This is a genomic window from Lacibacter sp. (assembly GCF_057361365.1).
The window spans coordinates 70,293-92,381 of the sequence record NZ_JBMQSG010000006.1; the positions used below are offsets into that span (position 1 = coordinate 70,293).

At 40.2% G+C, this 22,089-nt stretch carries 18 protein-coding genes; 12 read left to right on the top strand and 6 right to left on the bottom strand.

Features of this window, described 5'->3' with window-relative positions; translation table 11 throughout:
- Positions 1 to 2: 2 nt before the first annotated feature.
- Both ACO1QW_RS03675 and ACO1QW_RS03680 read left to right on the top strand, forming a co-directional pair.
- Entirely contained in the window at positions 3 to 767 is a 765-nt protein-coding gene (locus tag ACO1QW_RS03675; RefSeq protein ID WP_486255793.1) for a succinate dehydrogenase/fumarate reductase iron-sulfur subunit, read from the top strand.
- A gap of 417 nt (positions 768 to 1,184) precedes the next feature.
- Complete coding sequence (locus tag ACO1QW_RS03680; protein WP_486255795.1) at positions 1,185 to 4,418, top strand: hypothetical protein; 3,234 nt, start codon at positions 1,185 to 1,187, stop codon at positions 4,416 to 4,418.
- 161 nt (positions 4,419 to 4,579) lie between these two features.
- Here the strand turns inward: ACO1QW_RS03680 and ACO1QW_RS03685 are convergent, their stop codons facing one another.
- A complete protein-coding gene (locus ACO1QW_RS03685) occupies positions 4,580 to 5,572 on the bottom strand; it encodes a hypothetical protein (RefSeq protein WP_486255797.1) in 993 nt (330 codons plus the stop codon).
- 38 nt (positions 5,573 to 5,610) lie between these two features.
- Between ACO1QW_RS03685 and ACO1QW_RS03690 the strand changes: the two genes are divergently transcribed.
- From ACO1QW_RS03690 to ACO1QW_RS03705, 4 genes are all read left to right on the top strand, one after another.
- Complete coding sequence (locus ACO1QW_RS03690; RefSeq protein ID WP_486255799.1) at positions 5,611 to 6,345, top strand: 3'-5' exonuclease; 735 nt, start codon at positions 5,611 to 5,613, stop codon at positions 6,343 to 6,345.
- Positions 6,346 to 6,347: 2 nt separating this feature from the next.
- Positions 6,348 to 7,343 carry a DNA polymerase III subunit delta gene (gene holA, locus ACO1QW_RS03695; RefSeq protein ID WP_486255801.1) on the top strand — a complete coding sequence of 332 codons (996 nt, stop codon included), beginning with the start codon at positions 6,348 to 6,350 and terminating at the stop codon, positions 7,341 to 7,343.
- A 192-nt stretch (positions 7,344 to 7,535) separates the two neighbouring features.
- A complete protein-coding gene (glmM, locus tag ACO1QW_RS03700) occupies positions 7,536 to 8,897 on the top strand; it encodes a phosphoglucosamine mutase (RefSeq protein WP_486255803.1) in 1,362 nt (453 codons plus the stop codon).
- Between the two features lie 97 nt (positions 8,898 to 8,994).
- The gene (locus ACO1QW_RS03705; RefSeq protein WP_486255805.1) at positions 8,995 to 10,122 is read left to right on the top strand and encodes a cysteine desulfurase family protein; all 1,128 of its coding nucleotides are present in this window, start codon (positions 8,995 to 8,997) and stop codon (positions 10,120 to 10,122) included.
- Here the strand turns inward: ACO1QW_RS03705 and ACO1QW_RS03710 are convergent, their stop codons facing one another.
- Complete coding sequence (locus ACO1QW_RS03710) at positions 10,123 to 10,743, bottom strand: T9SS type A sorting domain-containing protein (protein WP_486255807.1); 621 nt, start codon at positions 10,741 to 10,743, stop codon at positions 10,123 to 10,125. It abuts the gene before it with no gap.
- A gap of 111 nt (positions 10,744 to 10,854) precedes the next feature.
- On the opposite strand from ACO1QW_RS03710, the gene ACO1QW_RS03715 reads away from it, so the two are divergent.
- Together ACO1QW_RS03715 and ACO1QW_RS03720 are read left to right on the top strand one after the other, a co-directional pair.
- The gene (locus ACO1QW_RS03715) at positions 10,855 to 12,213 is read left to right on the top strand and encodes an alpha-amylase family glycosyl hydrolase (protein WP_486255809.1); all 1,359 of its coding nucleotides are present in this window, start codon (positions 10,855 to 10,857) and stop codon (positions 12,211 to 12,213) included.
- 6 nt (positions 12,214 to 12,219) lie between these two features.
- Entirely contained in the window at positions 12,220 to 12,411 is a 192-nt protein-coding gene (locus tag ACO1QW_RS03720) for a hypothetical protein (RefSeq protein WP_486255811.1), read from the top strand.
- Between the two features lie 57 nt (positions 12,412 to 12,468).
- On the opposite strand, the gene ACO1QW_RS03725 is transcribed toward ACO1QW_RS03720, so the two are convergent.
- Entirely contained in the window at positions 12,469 to 13,524 is a 1,056-nt protein-coding gene (locus ACO1QW_RS03725; protein ID WP_486255813.1) for a tryptophan 2,3-dioxygenase family protein, read from the bottom strand.
- Positions 13,525 to 13,676: 152 nt separating this feature from the next.
- On the opposite strand from ACO1QW_RS03725, the gene ACO1QW_RS03730 reads away from it, so the two are divergent.
- The 4 genes from ACO1QW_RS03730 to ACO1QW_RS03745 all read left to right on the top strand — a co-directional run bounded on the left by ACO1QW_RS03730 (position 13,677) and on the right by ACO1QW_RS03745 (position 19,299).
- The gene (locus ACO1QW_RS03730) at positions 13,677 to 14,567 is read left to right on the top strand and encodes a DUF6089 family protein (RefSeq protein ID WP_486255815.1); all 891 of its coding nucleotides are present in this window, start codon (positions 13,677 to 13,679) and stop codon (positions 14,565 to 14,567) included.
- A 153-nt stretch (positions 14,568 to 14,720) separates the two neighbouring features.
- The gene (gene gyrA, locus ACO1QW_RS03735) at positions 14,721 to 17,324 is read left to right on the top strand and encodes a DNA gyrase subunit A (RefSeq protein ID WP_486255816.1); all 2,604 of its coding nucleotides are present in this window, start codon (positions 14,721 to 14,723) and stop codon (positions 17,322 to 17,324) included.
- A 28-nt stretch (positions 17,325 to 17,352) separates the two neighbouring features.
- Positions 17,353 to 18,618, top strand: coding sequence for a hypothetical protein (locus ACO1QW_RS03740; RefSeq protein WP_486255818.1), 1,266 nt, complete (start codon positions 17,353 to 17,355; stop codon positions 18,616 to 18,618).
- Positions 18,619 to 18,699: 81 nt separating this feature from the next.
- Positions 18,700 to 19,299, top strand: a complete 600-nt coding sequence (locus ACO1QW_RS03745; RefSeq protein WP_486255820.1) for an HD domain-containing protein — start codon at positions 18,700 to 18,702, stop codon at positions 19,297 to 19,299.
- Between the two features lie 369 nt (positions 19,300 to 19,668).
- Here the strand turns inward: ACO1QW_RS03745 and ACO1QW_RS03750 are convergent, their stop codons facing one another.
- The 3 genes from ACO1QW_RS03750 to ACO1QW_RS03760 all read right to left on the bottom strand — a co-directional run bounded on the left by ACO1QW_RS03750 (position 19,669) and on the right by ACO1QW_RS03760 (position 22,059).
- A complete protein-coding gene (locus ACO1QW_RS03750) occupies positions 19,669 to 20,124 on the bottom strand; it encodes a hypothetical protein (RefSeq protein WP_486255821.1) in 456 nt (151 codons plus the stop codon).
- Between the two features lie 106 nt (positions 20,125 to 20,230).
- Positions 20,231 to 21,202: a GSCFA domain-containing protein gene (locus tag ACO1QW_RS03755; RefSeq protein WP_486255823.1), complete on the bottom strand. Its 972-nt coding sequence runs from the start codon at positions 21,200 to 21,202 to the stop codon at positions 20,231 to 20,233.
- The gene (locus ACO1QW_RS03760; RefSeq protein WP_486255825.1) at positions 21,199 to 22,059 is read right to left on the bottom strand and encodes a hydroxymethylglutaryl-CoA lyase; all 861 of its coding nucleotides are present in this window, start codon (positions 22,057 to 22,059) and stop codon (positions 21,199 to 21,201) included. Before ACO1QW_RS03760 ends, ACO1QW_RS03755 begins: the two co-directional genes overlap by 4 nt.
- Positions 22,060 to 22,089 lie beyond the last annotated feature (30 nt).

Below are 22,089 nucleotides of genomic sequence, written 5' to 3' on the forward strand. Positions count from 1 at the left end.
TTATGGAACATAAAAATATCAATGTAAAACTGAAGGTTTGGCGTCAGAAGAACAGCAACGACAAAGGTTCGTTTGAAACCTACGATGCTAAGAATATTTCACAGGAAATGAGTTTCCTTGAAATGTTTGATGTGTTGAATGAAGAGCTGATCGGTGAAGGAAAAGACCCCATTGCTTTCGATCATGATTGCCGTGAAGGTATTTGTGGCATGTGCAGCATGTACATCAATGGTCGTCCGCACGGTCCATGGGAAGCCAACACAACCTGCCAATTGCACATGCGTGCTTTCAACGAAGGCGATACCATTGTAGTTGAACCATGGAGAGCAAATGCATTTCCTGTGATCAAAGATCTGATGGTAGATCGCACTGCATTTGATCGTGTGATCCAGGCTGGAGGTTATATCAGCGTAAACACTGGTAATGCGGTTGATGCAAATGCATTGCCTATTGATAAAGCAAAAGCAGATGCTGCCTTTGCTGCTGCAGCCTGCATCGGTTGCGGTGCCTGCGTTGCTGCTTGTAAAAACTCTTCTGCTATGTTGTTTGTGAGTGCAAAAGTTGCACACCTCAACCAATTGCCACAGGGTGAACCTGAAAAGAAAACACGTGTACTGAACATGGTGGCTCAAATGGACAAAGAAGGATTTGGTGCATGTACAAATACCGGCGCTTGTGAAGCAGTTTGTCCCAAAGAAATTTCATTGACCAATATTGCCCGCCTGAATGCAGAATATGCAGTGGCGAGCTTAACAGCTACGAAATAAAGTTGTCTGTTCACCTGCAAGGTGACTGACCAACATCAAATAAAGAAAAGACTTCCTTGCGGAGGTCTTTCTTTTTTTAGTTAAGCTGTTATTCAGTCACCATTCCGGCATACAGATACCGATATTACTGTTCATTGCACAATAAATTCTATTTTTACGCATTCTTATCCTGAAAACCACTGACTTATCCGAAAACTTGTTTTTGTCATAACGCTGCTGCTTTCCTCCCTGCTTGCACTTGCACAGCAGCCGTCTTCCTTATCCAATCTGCGGAGTAAAAAGATCAGTACGAAAACCAGTTCTGTCATATTAGACAGCTTAAGTCTAGTTCCAAAATCGGTCATTATTCCGGGTATCGGAAATGAAAGTTTCACAATTGACGAAGTAAACGGGAGATTGTTTTGGGTAACTCCTCCAATGATGGACTCCGTTATGGTTACTTACCGTGTGTTTCCTTACAAGTTGAACGCCCAGGTACAACGGATGAATTTCGAAGACATTAAAAACAATTTCCTTACCGAGCCTATTACTGTTGATCAAACAACCGGCTTCGGCAAAGGCATGTTTGATTTTGGTAATGTGAATTACAATGGAAGCTTTGGTCGTGGTATTTCGTTTGGTAATAACCAGGATGCAGTGGTGAATGGAGTATTGAATTTGCAGATCAATGGTATGATCGGCGATAGTATGATGCTTTCCGCTGCATTGACCGACAATAATATCCCGGTGCAGGCTGAAGGCAACACACAACAGTTGAATGAATTTGACCGTGTGTGGATCCAATTAAAAAAGAAAGGCTGGCAATTGAATCTTGGTGATATTGATGTGCGAAGAAACGACGCTTACTTTCTTAGTTTTTTTAAACGCCTCCAGGGTATCGCTTTTCAAAATGAAGCAAATGTATTTAAGCAAGGGAAAAACACAACACTGGTATCAGGCGCCATTGCGAAAGGGAAGTTTAATCGTTATGTATTCCAGGGGCAGGAAGGAAACCAGGGGCCTTATCGTTTACAAGGACCAAATGGTGAATTATTCTTTATCGTACTAGCAGGTACGGAGCGTGTGTTCATTGATGGTGAATTGATGCAGCGTGGCGAAGACCAGGATTATGTGATCAATTACAACACCGCTGAAATAACATTCACGCCTCGGCGCATGATCACAAAAGATCGCCGTATACAAGTAGAATTTGAATATGCTGATCGTAATTTTTTAAACTCTCAATTCTTTGTCGGTAATGAATTAAAAGTTAATCCTAAACTTACTTTCCGTGTCAATGCATTTTCGAATGCTGATTCAAAGAACAGTTCAGTAAACCAATTTTTAACAACGGAGCAAAAGCAATTCTTGTTTGATATTGGCGATAGAGTTGAAACAGCATTATATCCATCCATTGTAAAAGACACCTTCGCTGCCAATAAGATCGTGTATCGTTTGGTTGATTCAACTGTGAACAGCATTACTTACGATTCTGTGTTGGTGTACACAACCATTGATCAGCCTGATGTTCATTCGGCTTCATTTACTGATGTTGGCATTGGTAATGGCGATTATGTGTTAGAAGAAGCAGGAGCAAATGGTCGTACATACAAATGGATTGCGCCGCTGAATGGAATACGACAGGGGCGTTATGCGCCAGCTGTGCGATTGATTGCTCCACGCACGCAACAAATGATGACTGTGGGCACAGACTACCAGGTAAGCAAATCATTTTTAGTAAAAACAGAATTAGCCATCAGCCGTTTTGATATTAATACGCTTTCACGAAAAGATAAAACGAATGATGATGGAGTTGCCGGCCGCATTGCTTTGCAATACAACAACCAGTTTAAAGGCAATCCGCAAAAACCATTGACATATAAACTCACCAGCAGTTATGAATATGTGCAGGAAAGTTTCAGGCCATTGGAACGTTTGCGTCCCGTTGAATTTACGAGAGAGTGGGGCTTACCAGTTTTCCTGCAACAGGAAAAAGAACAGATCATTACTGCAGGTATTGAATTGATGCGTACAACTAATCACCGGTTTAATTATAACATACAAAATTACCAACGTGGTTCCTTGTTCAAAGGTCTTCGTCATATAGTGCAGCATGGCTACTCAAACAAAGGGTGGACATGGGTTGGTAACCTTAATTACTCCTCAACTGACAGCGGCAGCAACAAAGGTTTCTTTTTACGACCAACTGTTGATCTCAAGAGAAGATTTGACAAACTTGATAAAATTGAGATTGGCGGGCAATATTATTTAGAACATAGTGAAATACGGAATCGCATCACCGATACACTATCTCCACTGACTTTCATGTGGGATACATGGACACTTTATCTCCGTTCAAAAGAAGCTTCAAATAAATGGGGTTTGAATTTTTTTACACGTCGTGATAAACTTCCATTAGGAAAACAGCTTGAGCAAACCGATAGAAGCTTTAACTACAATGCCTATGTTGAATTGATGAGTAGTGAAAAACACCAGTTCCGTTTAAATGCAACTATACGTGAATTGAAAGTGTACAACAGTCAGCTCACAGGACAAAAGCCTGAACGCACAGTATTAGGTCGTGCAGAATATTTTGTGAACGAATGGAAAGGAATGCTCACAGGTAATGTATTATATGAAGCCGGAAGTGGGCAGGAGCAACGCCGTGATTATTCTTTCCTTGAAGTACCTGCCGGGCAAGGCGAATATACATGGAACGATTACAATACAGATGGCATTCCGCAGTTGAATGAATTTGAAATAGCGCTTTATCAAGACCAGGCACGGTACATTCGTGTGTTTACGCCAACGCTTGATTTTATTCGTGCAAATTACAACCAGTTTAACTACAGTGTTAATTTAAATCCGAGAGCATTGATCGATCCAAATAAGGCAAAAGGATTTCCAAAGTTTTTAACCCGTTTCACAGTTCAATCGGGTTTGCAGATATTTAAAAAAGAGATCTCTGATAAAAATATCAACCTCGACCCGTTTTCAAAACCAAAAGTTGATACAAGTTTAATTTCGTTGAGTTCTGTGCTAACAAACACATTGTTTTTTAACCGTACAAGCAGTGTATGGGGTATTGATCTTACGCATATACAAAACGTTGGTCGTTCTATTCTTACTTATGGTTTGGAAACAAGAACTCTCCGTGATCTTTCCGGTCGTATTCGCTGGAACCTCAGCAAGAAATTTTCAACGAACGTTCTAATAAAAATGATCAGCAATCAATTGGAAACACCCAAGTTTGGCAACCGCAATTATGATCTTGCACAATGGGTTACTGAGCCGTCTATCAGTTTCCAGAGCGGAACAAAATATCGCTTCTCTCTGAATTATAAATATGAAGACAAGCAAAATGAAGAAGGACAAAAAGAGCGTGCTGTCATTAACTCTATTATTACCGAAATGCGTTACAATGTACTTTCCAGCAGCACCATCAATGGAAAATTTCAATTCAGCAATATCAAGTTCAATGGTGCTACAAACTCTACTGTTGCATTTATTATGCTCGATGCTTTATTGCCAGGTAAAAACTTTTTATGGAATATTGATTTCACCAGAAGACTTGCCAATAACATGGAAATTAATTTTACCTACGAAGGTCGAAAGCCCGGTGAAGCGAAAGCTATTCATACGGGAAGGGCAAGTGTAAGAGCGTTGTTTTAGTTAATTACATTTTATCGACTTTCTTATATGTTAGAAATGCCTACATAGTCGACCTGACAACAGCCTCAAGAGTTTTGCCGGTTTGCAACTGTACCGACCAATAAAAAAAGCGGTGGAAGAATCCACCGCTTTTTAAATAAACCATCAACGTGTATGTATGCTTAGCTAAATAAGCCGCCTTTACGTAATGTTTTTGAACCTTCACCAATTTTGAAACCATTGTTGTAGATTTCTACTTTGTAAGCACCTTCAACAAATTTGGCACCTGGCTTCCATTCAATTGAAACAGGAGTTGTTTTACCTGCTGCGAAAGTAAGAGTTGACATTTTTGTAAACACTCTTTCACCTTCTTCTCTTGTTGTGAAACGACCGCTACCTAAAGCTTCGTTGCTTACTACTTGTCCTGTAGGATCAGTAATCACTACATAAACATCTTTTGTAGTTCCTTCTTCACCAACACGGTTGAATACGTTAAATGATAAACGGATTTTGTCAACACGCTTCGCAACATCTTTTTCTTTTTCTTTACCGTTCTTACGTTCGTCAATTGTAACGATATTGATGTTTGAAGCATTCAATGTAGACGCTACATCCAGTTTTTCTTCAACTACTTTCTTTTCAGCTGATGTTTGATCGTACTGAACTTGCAATGCTTCTTTTTGAACCGTGATTTCTTGTTTTTCAGTTTTCAACTGAAGGTTTTCACCACGCAATGTTTCAACTTCTACTACATAACCACTGATTTTTTCATTCAGCTCGTTAATTAAACGCTTTGCTTCAGCAAGATCAGCAGCGGTTTTATTTTGCTTATTCAGTAAAGTCTGAATACGCTTTTTCATGTTACCAATATCGCTGTCTTTTGTTTTAACAAGACTGTCCATACTTGCGTTCATGCTTGTTAATTCATCAAGACGTTGTAAAGCTGAATTGTATTCGCTTTGAATTGCACTCTTGCTGCTATCGCTGGTGCTTAACTGTGCTTGTAACTGTGTAGTTACTTCTTTACTTTTTGATTTGTCCCAAATGATGTATCCCCAAGTACCGAGTAATGCGGCGATTAATAAGCCGTAAATTAAACCACGGTTACTGTTGTTCTTCTGTGTAGAAGGTGGGTTATCCTGAGGGGCTGCGGAAGGATAGTTTGAATAAGACATACTGTTTGATTTTTAAGTTTTAAAATTTATATTTAGCTATGGCTAACCAACAACATATTCAACCCGATTCTATTCTGGTAATTGATATTGAAACAGTACCACAATTTGCATCGTTTGAAGAGCTGCCGGAACTATGGAAAGTTCTCTGGGCAGACAAAATTTCCAAAACCATGCCAGAAAATTTTTCGGCTGCTGAAATGTATGAACAAAGGGCCGGAATACAGGCTGAATTTGGCAAAATAATCTGCATAAGCACAGGTTATTTTTATACCGATAAAGGTGGAAGATTATGCTTTCGCTTGAAATCATATGCAGGTCACGATGAAAAACAGCTGTTAGTGGAGTTTACGGAATCTGTTAATAAGTTTTATAAAAATTTACCTGCTATGCATTTCGCCGGGCATAACATTAAAGAGTTTGATATTCCTTACATCAGCCGGCGTTTACTCATCAACGGACTAACACTACCGTCGTACCTGCAATTGCTTGGTAAAAAACCTTGGGAAACAAACCTGGTAGATACCATGCAGCTTTGGAAGTTTGGCGACTATAAGAATTACACTTCGCTTAACCTGCTTGCAAGTTGTTTAGGAATACCAACACCCAAAGAAGGTATTGACGGCAGTCAGGTAAAAGAAATTTATTATATACAAAAAGATCTCCCTCGTATAGTTGCGTATTGCCAGAAAGATGTAATTGCAACAGCACAAGTTTTTCTAAAGCTGCAACAATTACCTTTGCTCCCGACTGAAAATATTTTTATTGCTGAATAAGTATGAGTGTAACAAAAATTCTTGGCGACTGGAAAAAGAAAAATTTTAAACCTGTTTACTGGTTTGAAGGGGAAGAAGACTTTTACATCGATCAGTTAGTGGATGCTGCAGAGCATACGATCTTATCTGACGCTGAGGCTGGCTTTAATCTTTCTGTTTTTTATGGCAAAGATGCAGCATGGAGCGACGTAGTGAATGCCTGCATGCGTTATCCCATGTTTTCGGACAAGCAGGTGGTAATACTCAAAGAAGCTCAGCAAATGAAGGATATTGATAAGCTGGAAGCTTATATCAACAATCCGCTGGCTTCAACCATTTTTGTGGTAGGCCATAAAGAAAAGAAAGTTGATGGTCGTAGTAAGCTTGCAAAGCTGTTGAAAGATAAAGGCGAAGTGTTGAGTACAAAAAAAATGTATGACAATGAACTGCCGGCCTGGACACAAAATTTTATAGAGGGCAAAGGATACCAGCCCACGCAAAAGGCTGTTCAACTTTTAGTTGATCATATTGGCAATGATCTTAGTCGTATTGCTAATGAAGTTGATAAGGTGATCCTTAACCTTGGCACCCGTACAACAATTACCGATGATGATATTGAAAATTTTGTCGGCATCAGCAAAGAATACAATGTGTTTGAATTGCAAAATGCAGTTGGTAAAAAGAACTTAGCCAAAGCACTTCAGATCGTTCAATATTTCGAAAGCAATCCCAAAGCTGCGCCCATTCAATTGGTATTACCCTCGCTTTACAGTTATTTCTCAAAGGTGTTTATGTTGTTTGGCGTGCAGGGCGATGACAAGACCGTTGCAGCACAAACAGGCATTAACGCCTGGTTCCTGAAAGATTATAAAGTAACCGCTAACTCATACGGATTTGAAGGTGTGCAATCGGCTTTATTACTCATGCATCATTATAACCTGCGAAGCGTTGGGGTGGGTGATGCCGGCACCGAAGATGCATCGCTGCTAAAAGAAATGATCTATAAGATGATGATGTAAGACCCTGAGCGGAGTCGAAAGGGCGGTTTGTGTGTATCGAACGAAGTCGAGATACACTAATCATCCTTCGACTCCGCTCAGGACCTCACGCATACGGTTGCATCAAAACACTTCAAACAATCAACAACCATTACCTTCGCAATCGATCTTCCAATTTTTTAATACTAAATATTCAAATAGTTCATGGCTTTAATGAAATCCATCTCCGGCATTCGTGGTACCATTGGCGGTGCACCCGGCGACAATTTAACTCCTGTTGATATTGTAAAATTTACAGCAGCATACGCAACTATACTGGGCAAAGGCAAAAAAGTAATTGTTGGTCGTGATGGACGTATGAGCGGTGAAATGGTGCGTAGTCTTGTTGTAAATACTTTGCTGGGCATGGGTTTACATGTGATCGATTTGGGCATGAGCACCACACCTACCGTTGAAATGGCGGTGAAATTTGAAGGAGCAGATGGTGGCATTATCCTAACGGCATCGCATAACCCAAAACAGTGGAATGCATTAAAACTGCTGAATGAAAAAGGAGAATTCATCAGTGCTGAACTTGGACAGCAAATGCTGGCCATTGCTGAAAAAGAAGCATTTAATTTTGCAGGAGTAGATGAACTTGGTTCTTACTCGTTCAATAATGATCTTTTGCAAAAACACATTGAAGCAATCCTTGATCATCCGTTGGTGAACAAGCAGTCTATTGCTGATATGAAATTTAAAGTAGTCCTTGATGCCATCAACAGTTCAGGAGCTGAAGCTGTGCCGGCGTTATTGCATGCGCTGGGTGTAACTGATATTACGGTTCTTAATGCTGATATGCATGGCAACTTTGCACACAATCCCGAACCACTAGCTGAAAACCTCGTTGAACTTTGCAGTTCAGTAGTTGATCAAAAAGCTGATCTGGGTATTGCTGTTGATCCTGATGTTGATCGTTTGTGTTTTGTAAGCAACGATGGAAGCTTATTTGGTGAGGAGTATACGTTGGTGGCTGTTGCTGATTACATTTTATCAAAACAAAAAGGAAATACAGTTTCCAATCTATCATCGACACGTGCATTGAAAGATGTTACCGAAAAACATGGTGGTGAATATTTTGCCAGCGCAGTAGGCGAGGTGAACGTGGTAAAAATGATGAAAGAAGTAGATGCAGTGATTGGTGGCGAAGGTAACGGCGGCATTATTGATCCGCAATTGCATTACGGAAGAGATGCATTGATCGGTATTGCTTTATTCCTGACACATCTTGCACAATCGGGTAAAACAACTGCCGAGTTACGTAAAAGCTATCCCGATTATTTCATGAGCAAACAAAAGATCGATCTGCCGAAAGAAACAGATGTAAAAGCATTGCTGGCAAAAGTAAAAGAGCAGTATGCAGCACAGCCTGTTAACACGGTTGATGGTGTTAAGATTGAATTTGATAAAAGCTGGGTGCATTTGCGTAGCAGCAATACCGAACCTATTATCAGGGTTTATTCTGAAGCATCAACAATTGAAAAAGCAGATGCATTGGCTACAGAAGTAATGAACACAATTAAAAGTTTAATGTAACCAGTCCGTTGAAGCACCCTTAAATAAAATCCGGTAACTCACCTGCATTAACTTTCATCGGTTACAACACCTTATCTTTGCAGCTCATTTTTTGGATATGACCCGCATTTATTTCGACAACGCCGCCACAACTGCCATCGATCCACAGGTATTAGATGCGATGTTGCCTTATCTGCAAAACGGATTTGGCAACCCTTCTTCAATTTATTCGTTCGGAAGAGAAACAAGATTGGCGATTGAAAATGCACGCAAATCGGTGGCGAAGATTCTGAATGCACATCCTGCCGAAATCTTTTTTACAAGTGGTGGCACCGAAAGTTCCAACACAGCTATTACGGCTTCAGTTCGTGATCTTGGTTGCAAACACATCATCACTTCAAAAATTGAACACCACGCTACTTTACATACAGTTGAATATATTGATAACCGTGATGAAGCCAAAGTAAGTTACGTTGATGTATTGCCAAATGGTCACATCGATCTTGAACATCTTGAACAACTGCTGGCTTCAACTGAAGAAAAAACATTGGTAACATTGATGCATGCAAATAACGAAATCGGCAACATTACTGATTTGTTTGCTGTAGGAAACCTTTGTAAAATGTATGGTGCCATTTTTCATTCTGATACGGTACAAACCATCGGGCATTTCAATTTTGATTTACGTAATACTCCGGTGCATTTCATTAGCGGATCAGCGCATAAATTCCATGGGCCAAAAGGTGCGGGTTTGTTATACATCAACGAGAACGTACACATCAAACCATATATTCATGGTGGCGGACAGGAACGTAACATGCGTGCAGGTACTGAAAATGTATACGGCATTGTTGGATTTGCAAAAGCATTACAACTTGCAACTGAAAAAATGGATAACGAAAGTGCTTATATCCAAAGCATCAAATATTATATGATCGAACAGTTAAAGAAAAATCTGAAAGGAGTAAGCTTTAACGGCGATCCAATGGGCCGCAGCAACTACACCGTATTGAATGCAAGTTTTCCAAAATCAGAAAAATCAGAAATGCTGCTGATGAATCTGGATATGGATGGCATTTGTGCATCGGGTGGTAGTGCATGCACAAGCGGCGCACAACAAGGTTCGCATGTCATTCGTGCCATCAATACTAACCCCAACCAAATTCCTGTTCGATTTTCATTCAGCAAATTCAATACAAAAGAAGAAGTGGATGTGGTGGTTGAAAAATTAAAAACGCTGATCTGATCATTGCACAAGAATCTGTTTAGTGATGCGCCTGTTACCACTGCGCATTTGCACAATATAATTTCCGCTTTCAAGTTGATTTAACGTGAACGGCATTTTAATATTACCAGCATTCATTTGCTGATCAATAAACGTACGCACAATACGGCCGTTCATATCATATACCTGTATGGAAATACGTTCCGATCGGATCAACTCGATGTTGATCCATGAATCGGTCTTCACCGGGTTAGGATACACGGTAAAATTAAAATCCCGGCTATCATTGTTGAAAATTCCCGGCACTGCGTTAACAACGATCCGGCCTTTCATGCCTGAAGCAATACTACTTGCAGAACCGAAGTATATTGTTTGTCCAGCCATAGCAGCTGTTATAAGAATCCGGTAATTCGATGAGGAAGAAAATCCATTGTTTTGAGGGGTGAGTCGGTTCACATGCCAACTATCAGGATTTACTTCTGTTAGCGGATATATTTTACTGGCTTCAATAATTACTTCATCGCCCACATTTACGGTTAAAGTATTAGGCAAATAAGAATTTCCATTGATTGAAATAATATGTTGTGCGCCTGCAACCGAAAACAGGATACAGGCCAACACTGCAGCAAACAGATGTTTCATATATCATGATTTTAAGTTTAATAAAACAGGACAGGGGCATGAATTAAAATCTTTAGGTTTTTCCGGACCATAAACAAAAAGTTTCTAAATTTCCTTTTCAAACTAATGATTATGACTCTCCAAAAATTCACCGGTGCAATAACTGCACTTGCCTTGTTATTTAGCTCATGTAAAAATAAACCCAGCCAAACAACTGAACAGACAATTGCACACACTGTGCCATCTTATGTTTTGCAATCAAATATTTACGAAGTCAATGTGCGTCAATACACTGCAGAAGGCACGTTCAAGGCATTCGAAGCCAACCTTCCACGTTTAAAAGAAATGGGAGCGGAGATACTTTGGTTCATGCCCATTACACCCATCAGCAAAACAGATCGTAAAGGTGTGTTGGGAAGTTATTATGCAGTGGCAGATTATACAGCTGTGAACCCGGAATTTGGAACAATGGATGATTGGAAAAACTTAGTGAATAAAGCACATGAACAGGGCTTTAAAGTTATTACCGACTGGGTGGCCAACCATACCGGTGCTGATAATCGTTGGATGCAAAGCAACCCTGATTTTTTTGTAAAGAAAGCTGATGGAACATTGGCCTTTGCATTTGATTGGAGTGATACACGTGATCTCAACTTCTGGAATCCTGTTTTGCACGATAGTATGATCAATGCCATGAAGTTCTGGTTAACAGAAACAAAGATCGATGGCTTCCGTTGCGATGTGGCAATGGAAGTGCCACGCAGCTTTTGGCAAAAATGTATTACGGAATTAAAAACAGTAAAGCCTGATATTTTTATGTTGGCCGAAGGTGATGTTGCCTGGTTGCATGATGCAGGTTTTCATGCAACCTATGGCTGGGATGGTTTTGCGAAGATGAAGAAAGTTGCAAAAGGTGAAGCAAGTGCAAAGGTTCTCGATACAGTCATCCGCCATTTAGATGAAACATATAACCCTAACTATATTAAAATGTACTTTACCAGCAACCACGATGAGAACAGCTGGAACAAAGCCGACTATGAAACAATGCCCGGCGCAGTGCATGCTCCGTTTGCCGTGTTAAGTCAAACATGGAAAAATACATTGCCCTTAATTTACAGCGGACAAGAAGAACCTTTCCTTGATTCAATTTCATTTTTCTACAAAGACACCATTGCGTTTGGCAAATACCAACGTGCAGCTTTTTACAAAACATTACTTGGTTTAAGAAAGAGCACAGCAGCATTAGCAGTTGATGCAGCTTATACAAAACTGGTTTCTTCTAACGATGATGCAATATTTGCATATACAAGAGAAAAGGGAGGAAAGAAAGTATTGGTTATCCTTAATCTTTCAAACAAACCACAAACAACAAAATTGCAAGGTGCTATTGCCGGTGAAACACAAAATGTATTTGCCAACCAGCATGAACATTTAACCGATGGGCAGGATTTTGCATTGGCACCTTGGGGTTATTTGGTGTATTCATACTGATGAAAAATGACAGGAGATAAACATCTTGCTTTTCTTGTTCCTATGATGATCGGAGGATTTGTCTTCTGGTGTTTTAGTGGCTTTAAAGGGAAATACAACGAACAACTTGTTGATGAAAACAAAGACAGAAATTTCTGGACAGGCTATTTGCTTTTGATGTTATCGATTGCAGCGATAGCCTTTCTTATTTACTTTTAAACAAAGAGGGAATACAATAACTGTATTCCCTCTTTTACTTTTTTTATTCGTTATCTCTTAGCTAATGAATCCTAATGCCTTGATCAACTCATCAGGCAGCTTCGGCAGTTTTCTACGTTCAATTAAGTAAGTAGAAAGTGCAGCAAGGTCTTTAAAGATGTAATGCTGTTGCACTGCACCTTCCAAATACCCTGCACCACTTGTATTGCCGGTTCCCACACGCATACCGATCATACGACGCACCATTACAAAATGTTTGTGTCGCCAGCCGGCCAGCCAATGATCAATTTCAATAAGCGTATCCAATATCTGAAACGAAGTTTGAAACACGGGGAAGTCACGATACAACATAATGAACAATGCACTACGCATCGCTGCATCGCTGAGCGATCCATCTGCAGTTTTTGAATCGATGAATTGTGCATCAAAATCAGCCAGCTTCTGTTGTTCCCGTTCCGTTAAACTGTTTTCATAAATGCTGCGGTAATCATTCCAGAATGGATGGAGTTCTGTTGAGGGATATATTGCAGCGTAACCTTTCCAGAATTTTTCATCAAAGAAAGGCATACGTTCCAACCATTGATTGATCAGTTGAAGAATTGTTTGAGTTGATTCAATAGAATTGATGTCGTTAAAATCCTTTTCAGCAAAACCACCTTCGTTGGTGCGTTTGTAATAATCATGTTGATGACGCTTTTCCATTTTCAAACCAAGCGTTGCTTCAATTAACCTGAACTGTTTGCTTTGAAAACCCGAAGCAGGAGTCAGAAGGTTACGAAATTCCAGGAAATCCATCGGCGTCATTGTATCGAGGATCGTCACCTGCTGATTGATCAAAGCAAGAATACTTGTTACACGTTTTAACCGATGGCGGCAAAGATTCAGGTCTTCACTATTATCGTCCACTTTTTCCTTGCTGAATACTTTTTTTACAAACTCCAGTTCAAACAAAATTTGTTTGAACCATAATTCATAAGCCTGGTGAATAATGATGAACAGCATTTCATCATGCGCCGGTTGTTGTCCTTCAGCAAAACTTAACGGATGCTGGCTGTCGAGAATTTTTTCCAATTGCAAATAAGAAGGATAGTATTGACCGTTATCTTGTTTCATTGAATATGCTTTTTATACGGCGGCAAGGTTAAGAAATTTCATGAACTTATAATGAAACAACAGTTACTTTGCCATACGAATTCAATTATTTAAACGTTTAACCATTGACGTATCCTTGTAAGACTGGCTTTATTTTTGCAAAACAAATTACTATGCAAAGGAAATTCATCTTAACCCTACTTACTGCGGTATCAATTACAGCCCTATCAGCACAAGATTTACGTTTAAACCTTTTTGGCGGTATGGCCAATTACAATGGCGATCTGCAGTCAAAGCCCATCAATTTTAAACAAGCCAGGTATAGTGTAGGACTTTGGGCCAGTTACGACCTTAATCCTTATGTGATGTTGCGTGGCGGATTTCATTTTGCTGAATTAAGAGCAGAGGATCGTTTCCAGGAAAATCCAGCCAACGTATTACGCAACCTCAGTTTCTCAACTAATATCATCGAATTACATGCTGCTGCAGAATATCATTTCCTGGGAATGACCGACAGGGTGTTTTCGCCTTATGTGTTTGGTGGGCTTGCAGGTTTTCATTTCAATCCTTATGCATACGATCAAGCTGGTAATAAAGTTTTCCTGAAACCGCTTTCAACCGAAGGACAAGGATTAGCTGGTTATCCAGATCGTCAGCCGTATAGTTTAGTTCAGTTCGCCATTCCATTAGGTATTGGTGTTCGCATGGTGCTTACCGATAGAATTGATGTTGGTGCTGAATTTGGCTATCGCAAAACATTTACCGATTACATTGATGATGTGAGTCGTTCTTATGTTGATGAAAACGTATTGTTTGCATCACGTGGACCAAAAGCTGTTGAGATGGCTTTCCGTACACCTGAGTTACCAGGTCACTCCATAGATCCATACCCGGTTGATCTTGAAAAAAGAGGTGGTTCCGAATACAAAGACAATTACTACTTTCTTGGTTTAACATTCACTTACCGTATCACCGGTGGCGACCGTTCAGGAGGTCGTTCGGGCGGTGGTGGTCGTGGCAGCAAAAAACGTTCAGGTTTGGGATGCCCAACCAACGTTTTCTGATCCGTTTTTCGAGTCAAAAAATCACCTTCATTTTCTTATCCACAAACTGCAATAAATTGTTGAAAAACAGTGAAAATAAAGCCTGTTTTTCCATCGGGTTCCGTGTGCTTTTCGGTATCTTTGGCCGCTTCAATTTAAGCGACATTTTAAGCTATGGATCAAACAGAAAATACAATGGAAAACGGGCAGGATAATAACGGTAAGATCATACCCGTAAATATCGAAGAGCAAATGAAAACCGCTTACATCGATTATTCGATGTCGGTAATCGTCGGCCGTGCTTTGCCTGATGTTAGAGATGGTTTAAAACCCGTTCACCGCCGCATTTTATATGCCATGAACGAACTGGGTTTGCAATACAATAAAGCCTATAAGAAAAGTGCAAGAGTGGTGGGTGAGGTGCTTGGTAAGTATCACCCTCATGGCGATGGATCTGTATACGATGCAATGGTACGAATGGCACAGGAATGGAGCATGCGTTATACGTTGGTTGATGGACAAGGTAACTTTGGTAACCAGGACGGTGACGGACCAGCCGCCATGCGTTATACCGAGGTAAGAATGGAACGTCTTACCGAAAGTATGTTGAATGATATCGATAAAGAAACAGTTGACTTCAGCAACAACTTCGATGATTCAGAAAAAGAACCATCTGTTCTTCCTACTCGTATTCCTCAATTATTAGTAAACGGTTCAAGTGGTATTGCGGTTGGTATGGCTACTAACATGATGCCGCATAACCTGAGCGAAGTAATTGATGGATGTATAGCTTATATCGATAACAGGGAAATTACCATTGATGAATTAATGCAGTTTGTAAAAGCTCCTGACTTTCCAACAGCAGGAACTATTTACGGTATGGAAGGCATTAAAGCAGGTGCTCATTTCGGACGTGGCCGGGTTGTGTTACGTGGCAAACTAACCATCGAAACCAAAACAAGTGGTCGTGAACAGATCATTATTACCGAAGTCCCTTACCAGGTAAATCGTGACGCATTAACTGATAAGATCGGTCAATTGGTAAATAATAAAGTGATCGAAGGTATTGTTCACGTTAACAATGAAAGTAACCAGAAAGAAGGTACCCGTATTGTTGTTGATTTGAAACGTGATGCTGTTGCTAACGTAATTGTTAACCAGTTATTCAAGTATACAGAACTGCAGACATCTTACGGTATCAACAACGTGGCGATTGTAAAAGGCCGCCCGAAAACACTCAACCTCAAAGAGCTTATCTCTGAATTTGTTGAGTTCCGTCACGAAGTTGTTGTCCGTCGTACAAAATTTGAATTACGTAAAGCACAGGAAAGAGCCCATATTTTGTTAGGCTACCTCATTGCATTAGATCATCTTGATGAAGTGATTGCACTCATCCGCAGTTCAGCAACGCCTGATATTGCAAAAGATAATCTGATCAATGCAGGTTGGGGCCTTGATGAAATACAGGCGAAAGCAATTCTGGAGTTACGTCTTCAGCGCTTAACCGGAATGGAGCGTGATAAGATCAAGAGTGAATATGATGAGTTAATGAAACTCATCACCCACCTCAACGAACTCTTGTCAAACGAAACCATGCGTTTCGAACTCATCAAAACAGAGTTACTCGAAATAAAAGATAAGTTTGGTGATGAGCGTAAAACCGAGATCACTTATTTAGATAACGAAGTACGTATTGAAGATCTTATTAAAGAAGAAGATGTGGTGATTACCATTTCACATCATGGTTACATTAAACGAACTTCGGCTACAGAGTACCGTCAGCAACGCAGAGGTGGCAGGGGAGCTATTGGTAGTAAAACCAGGGAAGAAGATTATGTAGAACATCTATTTGTTGCATCTACTCATCACACCCTTTTATTCTTTACCGAAAAAGGAAGAGTGTACTGGCTGAAGAGTTACGAAATTCCTGAAGGCGATAAAACAAGTAAGGGCAGAGCTATTCAAAACCTTATGCAATTACCGCCCGATGATAAGGTGAGAGCTATCATTGATGTAGCCAATATTGAAGATGAAGAATTTGTGAAGAATCATTACATTGTATTGTGTACAAGAAAGGGTATCATTAAGAAAACTCTTTTGGAAGACTTTAGCAGGCGTCGTGCAACCGGTGTAAATGCCATCACCATCGTAGAAGGCGACGAGTTGCTGGAAGCTAAAATGACCGACGGTAATAGTGAGATCATGATGGCTGTTAAGAGCGGTCGTGCAATTCGTTTCCCTGAAGAAAAAGTAAGACCAACAGGTCGTGGTGCAATAGGTGTTGCAGGTATTGAAGTGGATGACGAGAATGATGAAGTGGTTGGTATGATTTGTGTTAACAGGGAGGACACAACCCGAACTGTGTTGGTAGTGAGTGAAAAAGGTTATGGAAAACGTACCGCTGTTGATGAATATCGTATCACTAATCGTGGTGGTAAAGGTGTTAAAACCATTAACGTTACAGATAAAACCGGTTCATTGGTTGGTATGCTGGAAGTAACCGAGAAAGAAGACCTGATGATCAGTTGTAAGAGCGGTATAACCATTCGTATGAAAGTGAACCAGATCAGTGAACAAGGCCGTGCAACGCAGGGTGTTAAGCTGATAAGAGTAGATGATGGCGATGAAATTGCAGCGATCACACGATTAGATGAAGAAGAAGTAGCTGAAGTTATTGATGCAACTGATGTAACATCAGAAGCATCTGATAGTACTGATATTACTGACAACACAACAACAACGACCGACGAAACACCAGAATCAACAGACAATCAGTAAAAAACAATAAAACACAAAAAATAAAGAGATGAAAAAATTTCTTTTCTCAGCGGTTGCTGTACTGTTTTGCCTGGGTCTTTCTGCACAGGATGTAAAGAAGATCCGTAACGCATACGATAAAAAAGATTGGGTAAAAGCAAAAGAGGCAGTTGACCTTGCATTGGCAAATGAAAAAGAACAAGCGAATTGGGAAGCCTGGTATTATAAAGGATTGATCTATGGCCAAATTGCAAAAGATGCTAATTTAAAAGCCACAGTTCCTGATGCGTGGATGCAATCATTTGAAGCTTACAAAAAATCAATGGAGCTTGATAAAAAACAAGCGGAAATCTTTATGATGACCCGCCAGTACCCGGTGTTTGAAAACTACCTGGAGCTACAAAAAGAAGCAAACACTTTTTACAATAGTGGTAACTACCAGGGTGCATTAGATGGTTATAAAAAAGCTGACCAGGTTGGTCGGTTTATTTATTCCAACAAGTGGGCGTTGAGTGAAGTTGATACCATTCTTTATTATTATGCCGGTGCAGCAGCAATGCAACTGGAAAATAAAGAAGAAGTAGTTTCTTTCTTTAAGAAAATTGCTGATGCGAATATTGGTGGCGAAGGTTACGATGTTGTTTATCGCTACCTCACATATTATTACGATCAGAAAAAAGATGCAGAAGCTGCAAAGAAATATGCAGAAACAGGCCGTAAGCTTTATCCAAAAGATACTTACTACGATCGCATCGAGCTCGATAAAATGCGTAAGAATGGAGCCGATCCGTTAGAAGTGTTTAAAAAATATGAAACCGTAATTGCGGCCGATGCAAAAGATTATGAACTGCGTTACGATTACGCAGCTGAGATCTTTAACTGGCTCTACATGGATTCAAAAGCAACAGCAGAACAAAAACCTGAACACTTCGCTAGGATCGTTTCTCTTTTGAAAAATGCTATCGAAATTGATCCTAAGCAACCGGATGCTCATTTATTGCTGGGTAAAACTTACTTCAACGAAGCCGCATTCCTGCAAGACGAAATGAAGAAGATCAAAGGAACAACTCCTGCAGATACGCAAAAGAAGACTGAAATGAAGAAGCAAATGGAAGACAAGATGAAGGAAGCACTTCCGCACCTTGATAATTCATTGGTTATTTATACTGCAATGACAGCAGATCAGTTGAAAGACAAGCGTACAAAGAACGAATACAAATCAACTTTATACCTGTTAACAGAAGCACACCGTTTCCTCGGTAACAAGGATAAAGAGAAAGAATTTGATGCAAAATACCAAGCCTTGAATCAATAGACTCAGTTTTGCATAACTGGAAAGACCGTCTCAAAAGGACGGTCTTTTTTTATTACATTTAATAAAAAGAAACAATAAGCTATGTCGTTGAAATTGAACAGAACAAGCTTTGGTAATCCGCAAAATAAAGGCAATGTTTTAAGTCGAGATGAAGCATTTAACCTGTTTACAGATTGGGTTAAAAACGAGCGACTGCAGCTGCACATGAGGCAGGTTGGTCATTTGATGAAATGCTGGGCACAGGAAAAAGAGCATTTGTCGGAAGCTGATCAATGGCGCTGGGAAATGGCTGGCTTATTACACGATGCCGATTGGGATCAATGGCCAGACCAACACTGCAGAAAGATCATTGAGGAACTTGAAGCCAGGAATATTGATCCCGAAATTATTAGAGCAATTGCCAGTCATGGACCAAACCATTTTGGTGTTGAACCGGAAACGAGGATGGATAAAATGTTGTATGCATTTGACGAACTCAGCGGATTAATTCATGCATACAGTCTAATGCGACCCGAAGGTTATGCAGGTATGGAATTGAAAGGAGTTAAGAAACGATTGAAAGAAAAAAGCTTTGCAGCAAATGTGAACCGTGATGAAATTATGGATGCATTAAACAGGGCGGGTATTGATTTGGAGACTCTGATTCCGTTCATCATTGAAAAGCAGCAAATGTCAAAATAAAATTGCCTTATGTCTGTTTAACATAAAGATTTGTTATAAGACTTCTCACAAGCTCGCTCTTGCATTACGCAGTATGTAGCTTTCTGACTTTTCGCCGTGGGAAGCAAAACATAATGGCAAGGGTGGTGTGTTAGCTATGTTTTGCTTCCCACGGCGAATTGGAAGAATGCGGTTTAGGTGAGAACGTCTGATAACATAACATTATGTCTAAACAGGTTGGTTTGTGGAGCGGGATTAGTAAGTTTTGAATAACTAATACCGCTCGGATGGCTCACCAAAAACTCCGAGGGAATAGCCCGCAAGGGCTGGCTTACGATGATTCAGCTTTTATTAATGCCTGCCGATTACAATGAATCTTGCGCAAGAGATTTATTCGCTTTTATTGGGAGTATCAAATTTGGTTTGAGTGGCTTTATCTTTTTGCAGGTATTGCGCTTTTTCTTGTATGTATGCAGTTATTAGGGGTTTGGCTACATCAACGATAAACCCAACTAAAAAAGAGAAGATGGCTATTAGCCACCATTTTCTTTGCGGAAACGAATCCCATCTTTCTTTATTTAATTCCCTTGTGTAGCCTCCGTTATTTGTTATGAAGTTTTCGCCTACAGGGTGAGAGTATATTTCATATGCAAACTTCGCACCTTTAGTTGCTATGTTCATTGCGTTAATGTGGTCTCTTTTAGCCATCTCAAAACAACATGCATAAACTTGCTCATGTGATACTTTTAAAAAAGCCGCCATCTCCATTGTGCTAATAGTGGGTTTCTGGGGTTCGATTTCTGACAGCTTTCTAAGTATCTTATCCTTCACTTTATAATCCTTCATAATAGGAGCTTTAGTTATTATTTAATCGGGCTGGTACTAGTTCCCACGAGTGCGTGGGCTTTTGGTGGCGGGCTGTTTAACATAATGTTAATTATACGACTACTTATTATCCAAAGTATTCTAGCTCAGCGGTCAGGTTAAGGTGCGGATATTCGCCCTGAAGCCGTTCGGCTAATTGATAATGCTTCATCAGAAACTGTTTATGTTGCTGGGATGCTGGATGAAACGCTTTGTGATTTCGTGCAGTTACAAGCTGACGGATCTCTTTGATCAGCTGTTTTGTAGATTCTGTAAATGCATAATCAGAAAACTTTTCCATTACAAATTGCGTGGCCGCATAATTCGGATGTGCAAGATCAACATCATAAAACCTGTAATCACGCAACACATCGATCACCAGCTCGTAAGCCGGGAAATAAAACAACCGGTCGAACTTATTAACCAAATGGTGCACCGTTTCCAGCAAACGTGCTTTGCTTCGGTTATTATCAACCACGCCATCCCTTAAATGTCTTACCGGGCTGATGGTGAAAATGATCTTGAGTTTCGGATTAAAATGAAATAGTTGGTGAATGGTATTATCCAACTCGGCGATCTGCTCATCTATCGGAACCAGGTATTTTTCGAACCATTGGCCAGGAGCTTTGTGGCAATTGGCTACAAACTGACCATTGTCCAATAGTTTGTAAACGAACGATGATCCAAGGGTGATAATTAACCAATCAGCGTTTTTCAAAAATTGATGTGCCGTATGCTGCCATTGGTTGATCTGCCCCAGAGCTTGTTCCTGGTTTGGCCTTGAGAATTGACTGTGGTGATTCCAGCTTTGCCAGAGTTCGTTATATTGAAACAAATCTGATGCTGTATATTCCCTATTTTGTATATAGGAAATCAAACTCCGGCAAACACTTATCGGCTCAAATAGAATACCATTTGGATTTTGCAGCACATTGAATTTCAAATCATTTAAATTATTTCCAATATGCTCCGTAAAACAACTTCCCACCAATAAAATGGATTGCTCATGTGTAACGGGTTCCGGTAATGGCCGTATGTCAATATTGGCAATGAAGTTCATGAGTTAAATATTTCGCCTGCTATTAAAAGGCTTTTTTGCAAAGCATCTCTGTTAAGATTCAATGGAGCTTTCGTTTCAAAATAACCGATCACCTTTTCTGTATCCATGTTTCCCACCAATTCATCATCAGCCATCGGGCAACCTCCAATTCCTTTTAGGGCACCATCAAATCGTCGGCAACCAGCTTCATGAGCTGCAGCCAGCTTTTCCCGCCAGTTAATATGGGTTGAATGAAGATGCACGCCAATTTCAGTATCGGGCAATTGTCGAACAAGATAACCCATCATTCGTTTTACCTGCTCGGCTGCCGCCAATCCTACTGTATCAGCCAGTGAAATTGTTTCAATACCTAACTCCACTAATTGATCCGCATATTTGAAAACAATCTCTTCCGACCACGGATCGCCATATGGATTGCCGAAACCCATGGAAAGATATACTACTAACTGCTTGTTGTTTTTAATGCAAAGTTCCTGGATGGCCTCTACCCTTTTAAGCGATTCCTGGATCGAGCTATTTGCATTCCGTTGCTGAAATGTTTCTGAAACGGACAAAGGGAAGCCGAGATAACTTATTTCATCAAACAAAACTGCATCCTCTGCACCTCTTTCATTTGCAATGATTACCAATAACTTCGATTTTGAATCCGTCAATTTAAGTTGAGGTACTACCAGCTTTGTATCCGCCATTTGCGGAATAGCTTTGGGCGATACAAAGCTCCCGAAATCAATTGTATCAAAACCCACTTCTAGCAATGAATTCAGGTACCTGACCTTTTGCTCGGTTGGAATAAACGTTTTCCAACCCTGCATAGCGTCACGTGGACATTCAATAAGTTTAATTGATTCTTGCGCCATAACCGGCACAAAATTAAGCGATGCGGTTGG

Excerpts from the sequence above, each read along its gene's own strand:
- ACO1QW_RS03675 (WP_486255793.1), top strand. The coding sequence starts at position 3 with ATGGAACATAAAAATATCAATGTAAAACTGAAGGTTTGGCGTCAGAAG.
- ACO1QW_RS03680 (WP_486255795.1), top strand. The coding sequence starts at position 1,185 with ATGATGGACTCCGTTATGGTTACTTACCGTGTGTTTCCTTACAAGTTG.
- ACO1QW_RS03685 (WP_486255797.1), bottom strand. The coding sequence starts at position 5,572 with ATGTCTTATTCAAACTATCCTTCCGCAGCCCCTCAGGATAACCCACCT.
- ACO1QW_RS03690 (WP_486255799.1), top strand. The coding sequence starts at position 5,611 with ATGGCTAACCAACAACATATTCAACCCGATTCTATTCTGGTAATTGAT.
- holA (WP_486255801.1), top strand. The coding sequence starts at position 6,348 with ATGAGTGTAACAAAAATTCTTGGCGACTGGAAAAAGAAAAATTTTAAA.
- glmM (WP_486255803.1), top strand. The coding sequence starts at position 7,536 with ATGAAATCCATCTCCGGCATTCGTGGTACCATTGGCGGTGCACCCGGC.
- ACO1QW_RS03705 (WP_486255805.1), top strand. The coding sequence starts at position 8,995 with ATGACCCGCATTTATTTCGACAACGCCGCCACAACTGCCATCGATCCA.
- ACO1QW_RS03710 (WP_486255807.1), bottom strand. The coding sequence starts at position 10,743 with ATGAAACATCTGTTTGCTGCAGTGTTGGCCTGTATCCTGTTTTCGGTT.
- ACO1QW_RS03715 (WP_486255809.1), top strand. The coding sequence starts at position 10,855 with ATGACTCTCCAAAAATTCACCGGTGCAATAACTGCACTTGCCTTGTTA.
- ACO1QW_RS03720 (WP_486255811.1), top strand. The coding sequence starts at position 12,220 with ATGACAGGAGATAAACATCTTGCTTTTCTTGTTCCTATGATGATCGGA.
- ACO1QW_RS03725 (WP_486255813.1), bottom strand. The coding sequence starts at position 13,524 with ATGAAACAAGATAACGGTCAATACTATCCTTCTTATTTGCAATTGGAA.
- ACO1QW_RS03730 (WP_486255815.1), top strand. The coding sequence starts at position 13,677 with ATGCAAAGGAAATTCATCTTAACCCTACTTACTGCGGTATCAATTACA.
- gyrA (WP_486255816.1), top strand. The coding sequence starts at position 14,721 with ATGGATCAAACAGAAAATACAATGGAAAACGGGCAGGATAATAACGGT.
- ACO1QW_RS03740 (WP_486255818.1), top strand. The coding sequence starts at position 17,353 with ATGAAAAAATTTCTTTTCTCAGCGGTTGCTGTACTGTTTTGCCTGGGT.
- ACO1QW_RS03745 (WP_486255820.1), top strand. The coding sequence starts at position 18,700 with ATGTCGTTGAAATTGAACAGAACAAGCTTTGGTAATCCGCAAAATAAA.
- ACO1QW_RS03750 (WP_486255821.1), bottom strand. The coding sequence starts at position 20,124 with ATGAAGGATTATAAAGTGAAGGATAAGATACTTAGAAAGCTGTCAGAA.
- ACO1QW_RS03755 (WP_486255823.1), bottom strand. The coding sequence starts at position 21,202 with ATGAACTTCATTGCCAATATTGACATACGGCCATTACCGGAACCCGTT.
- ACO1QW_RS03760 (WP_486255825.1), bottom strand. The coding sequence starts at position 22,059 with ATGGCGCAAGAATCAATTAAACTTATTGAATGTCCACGTGACGCTATG.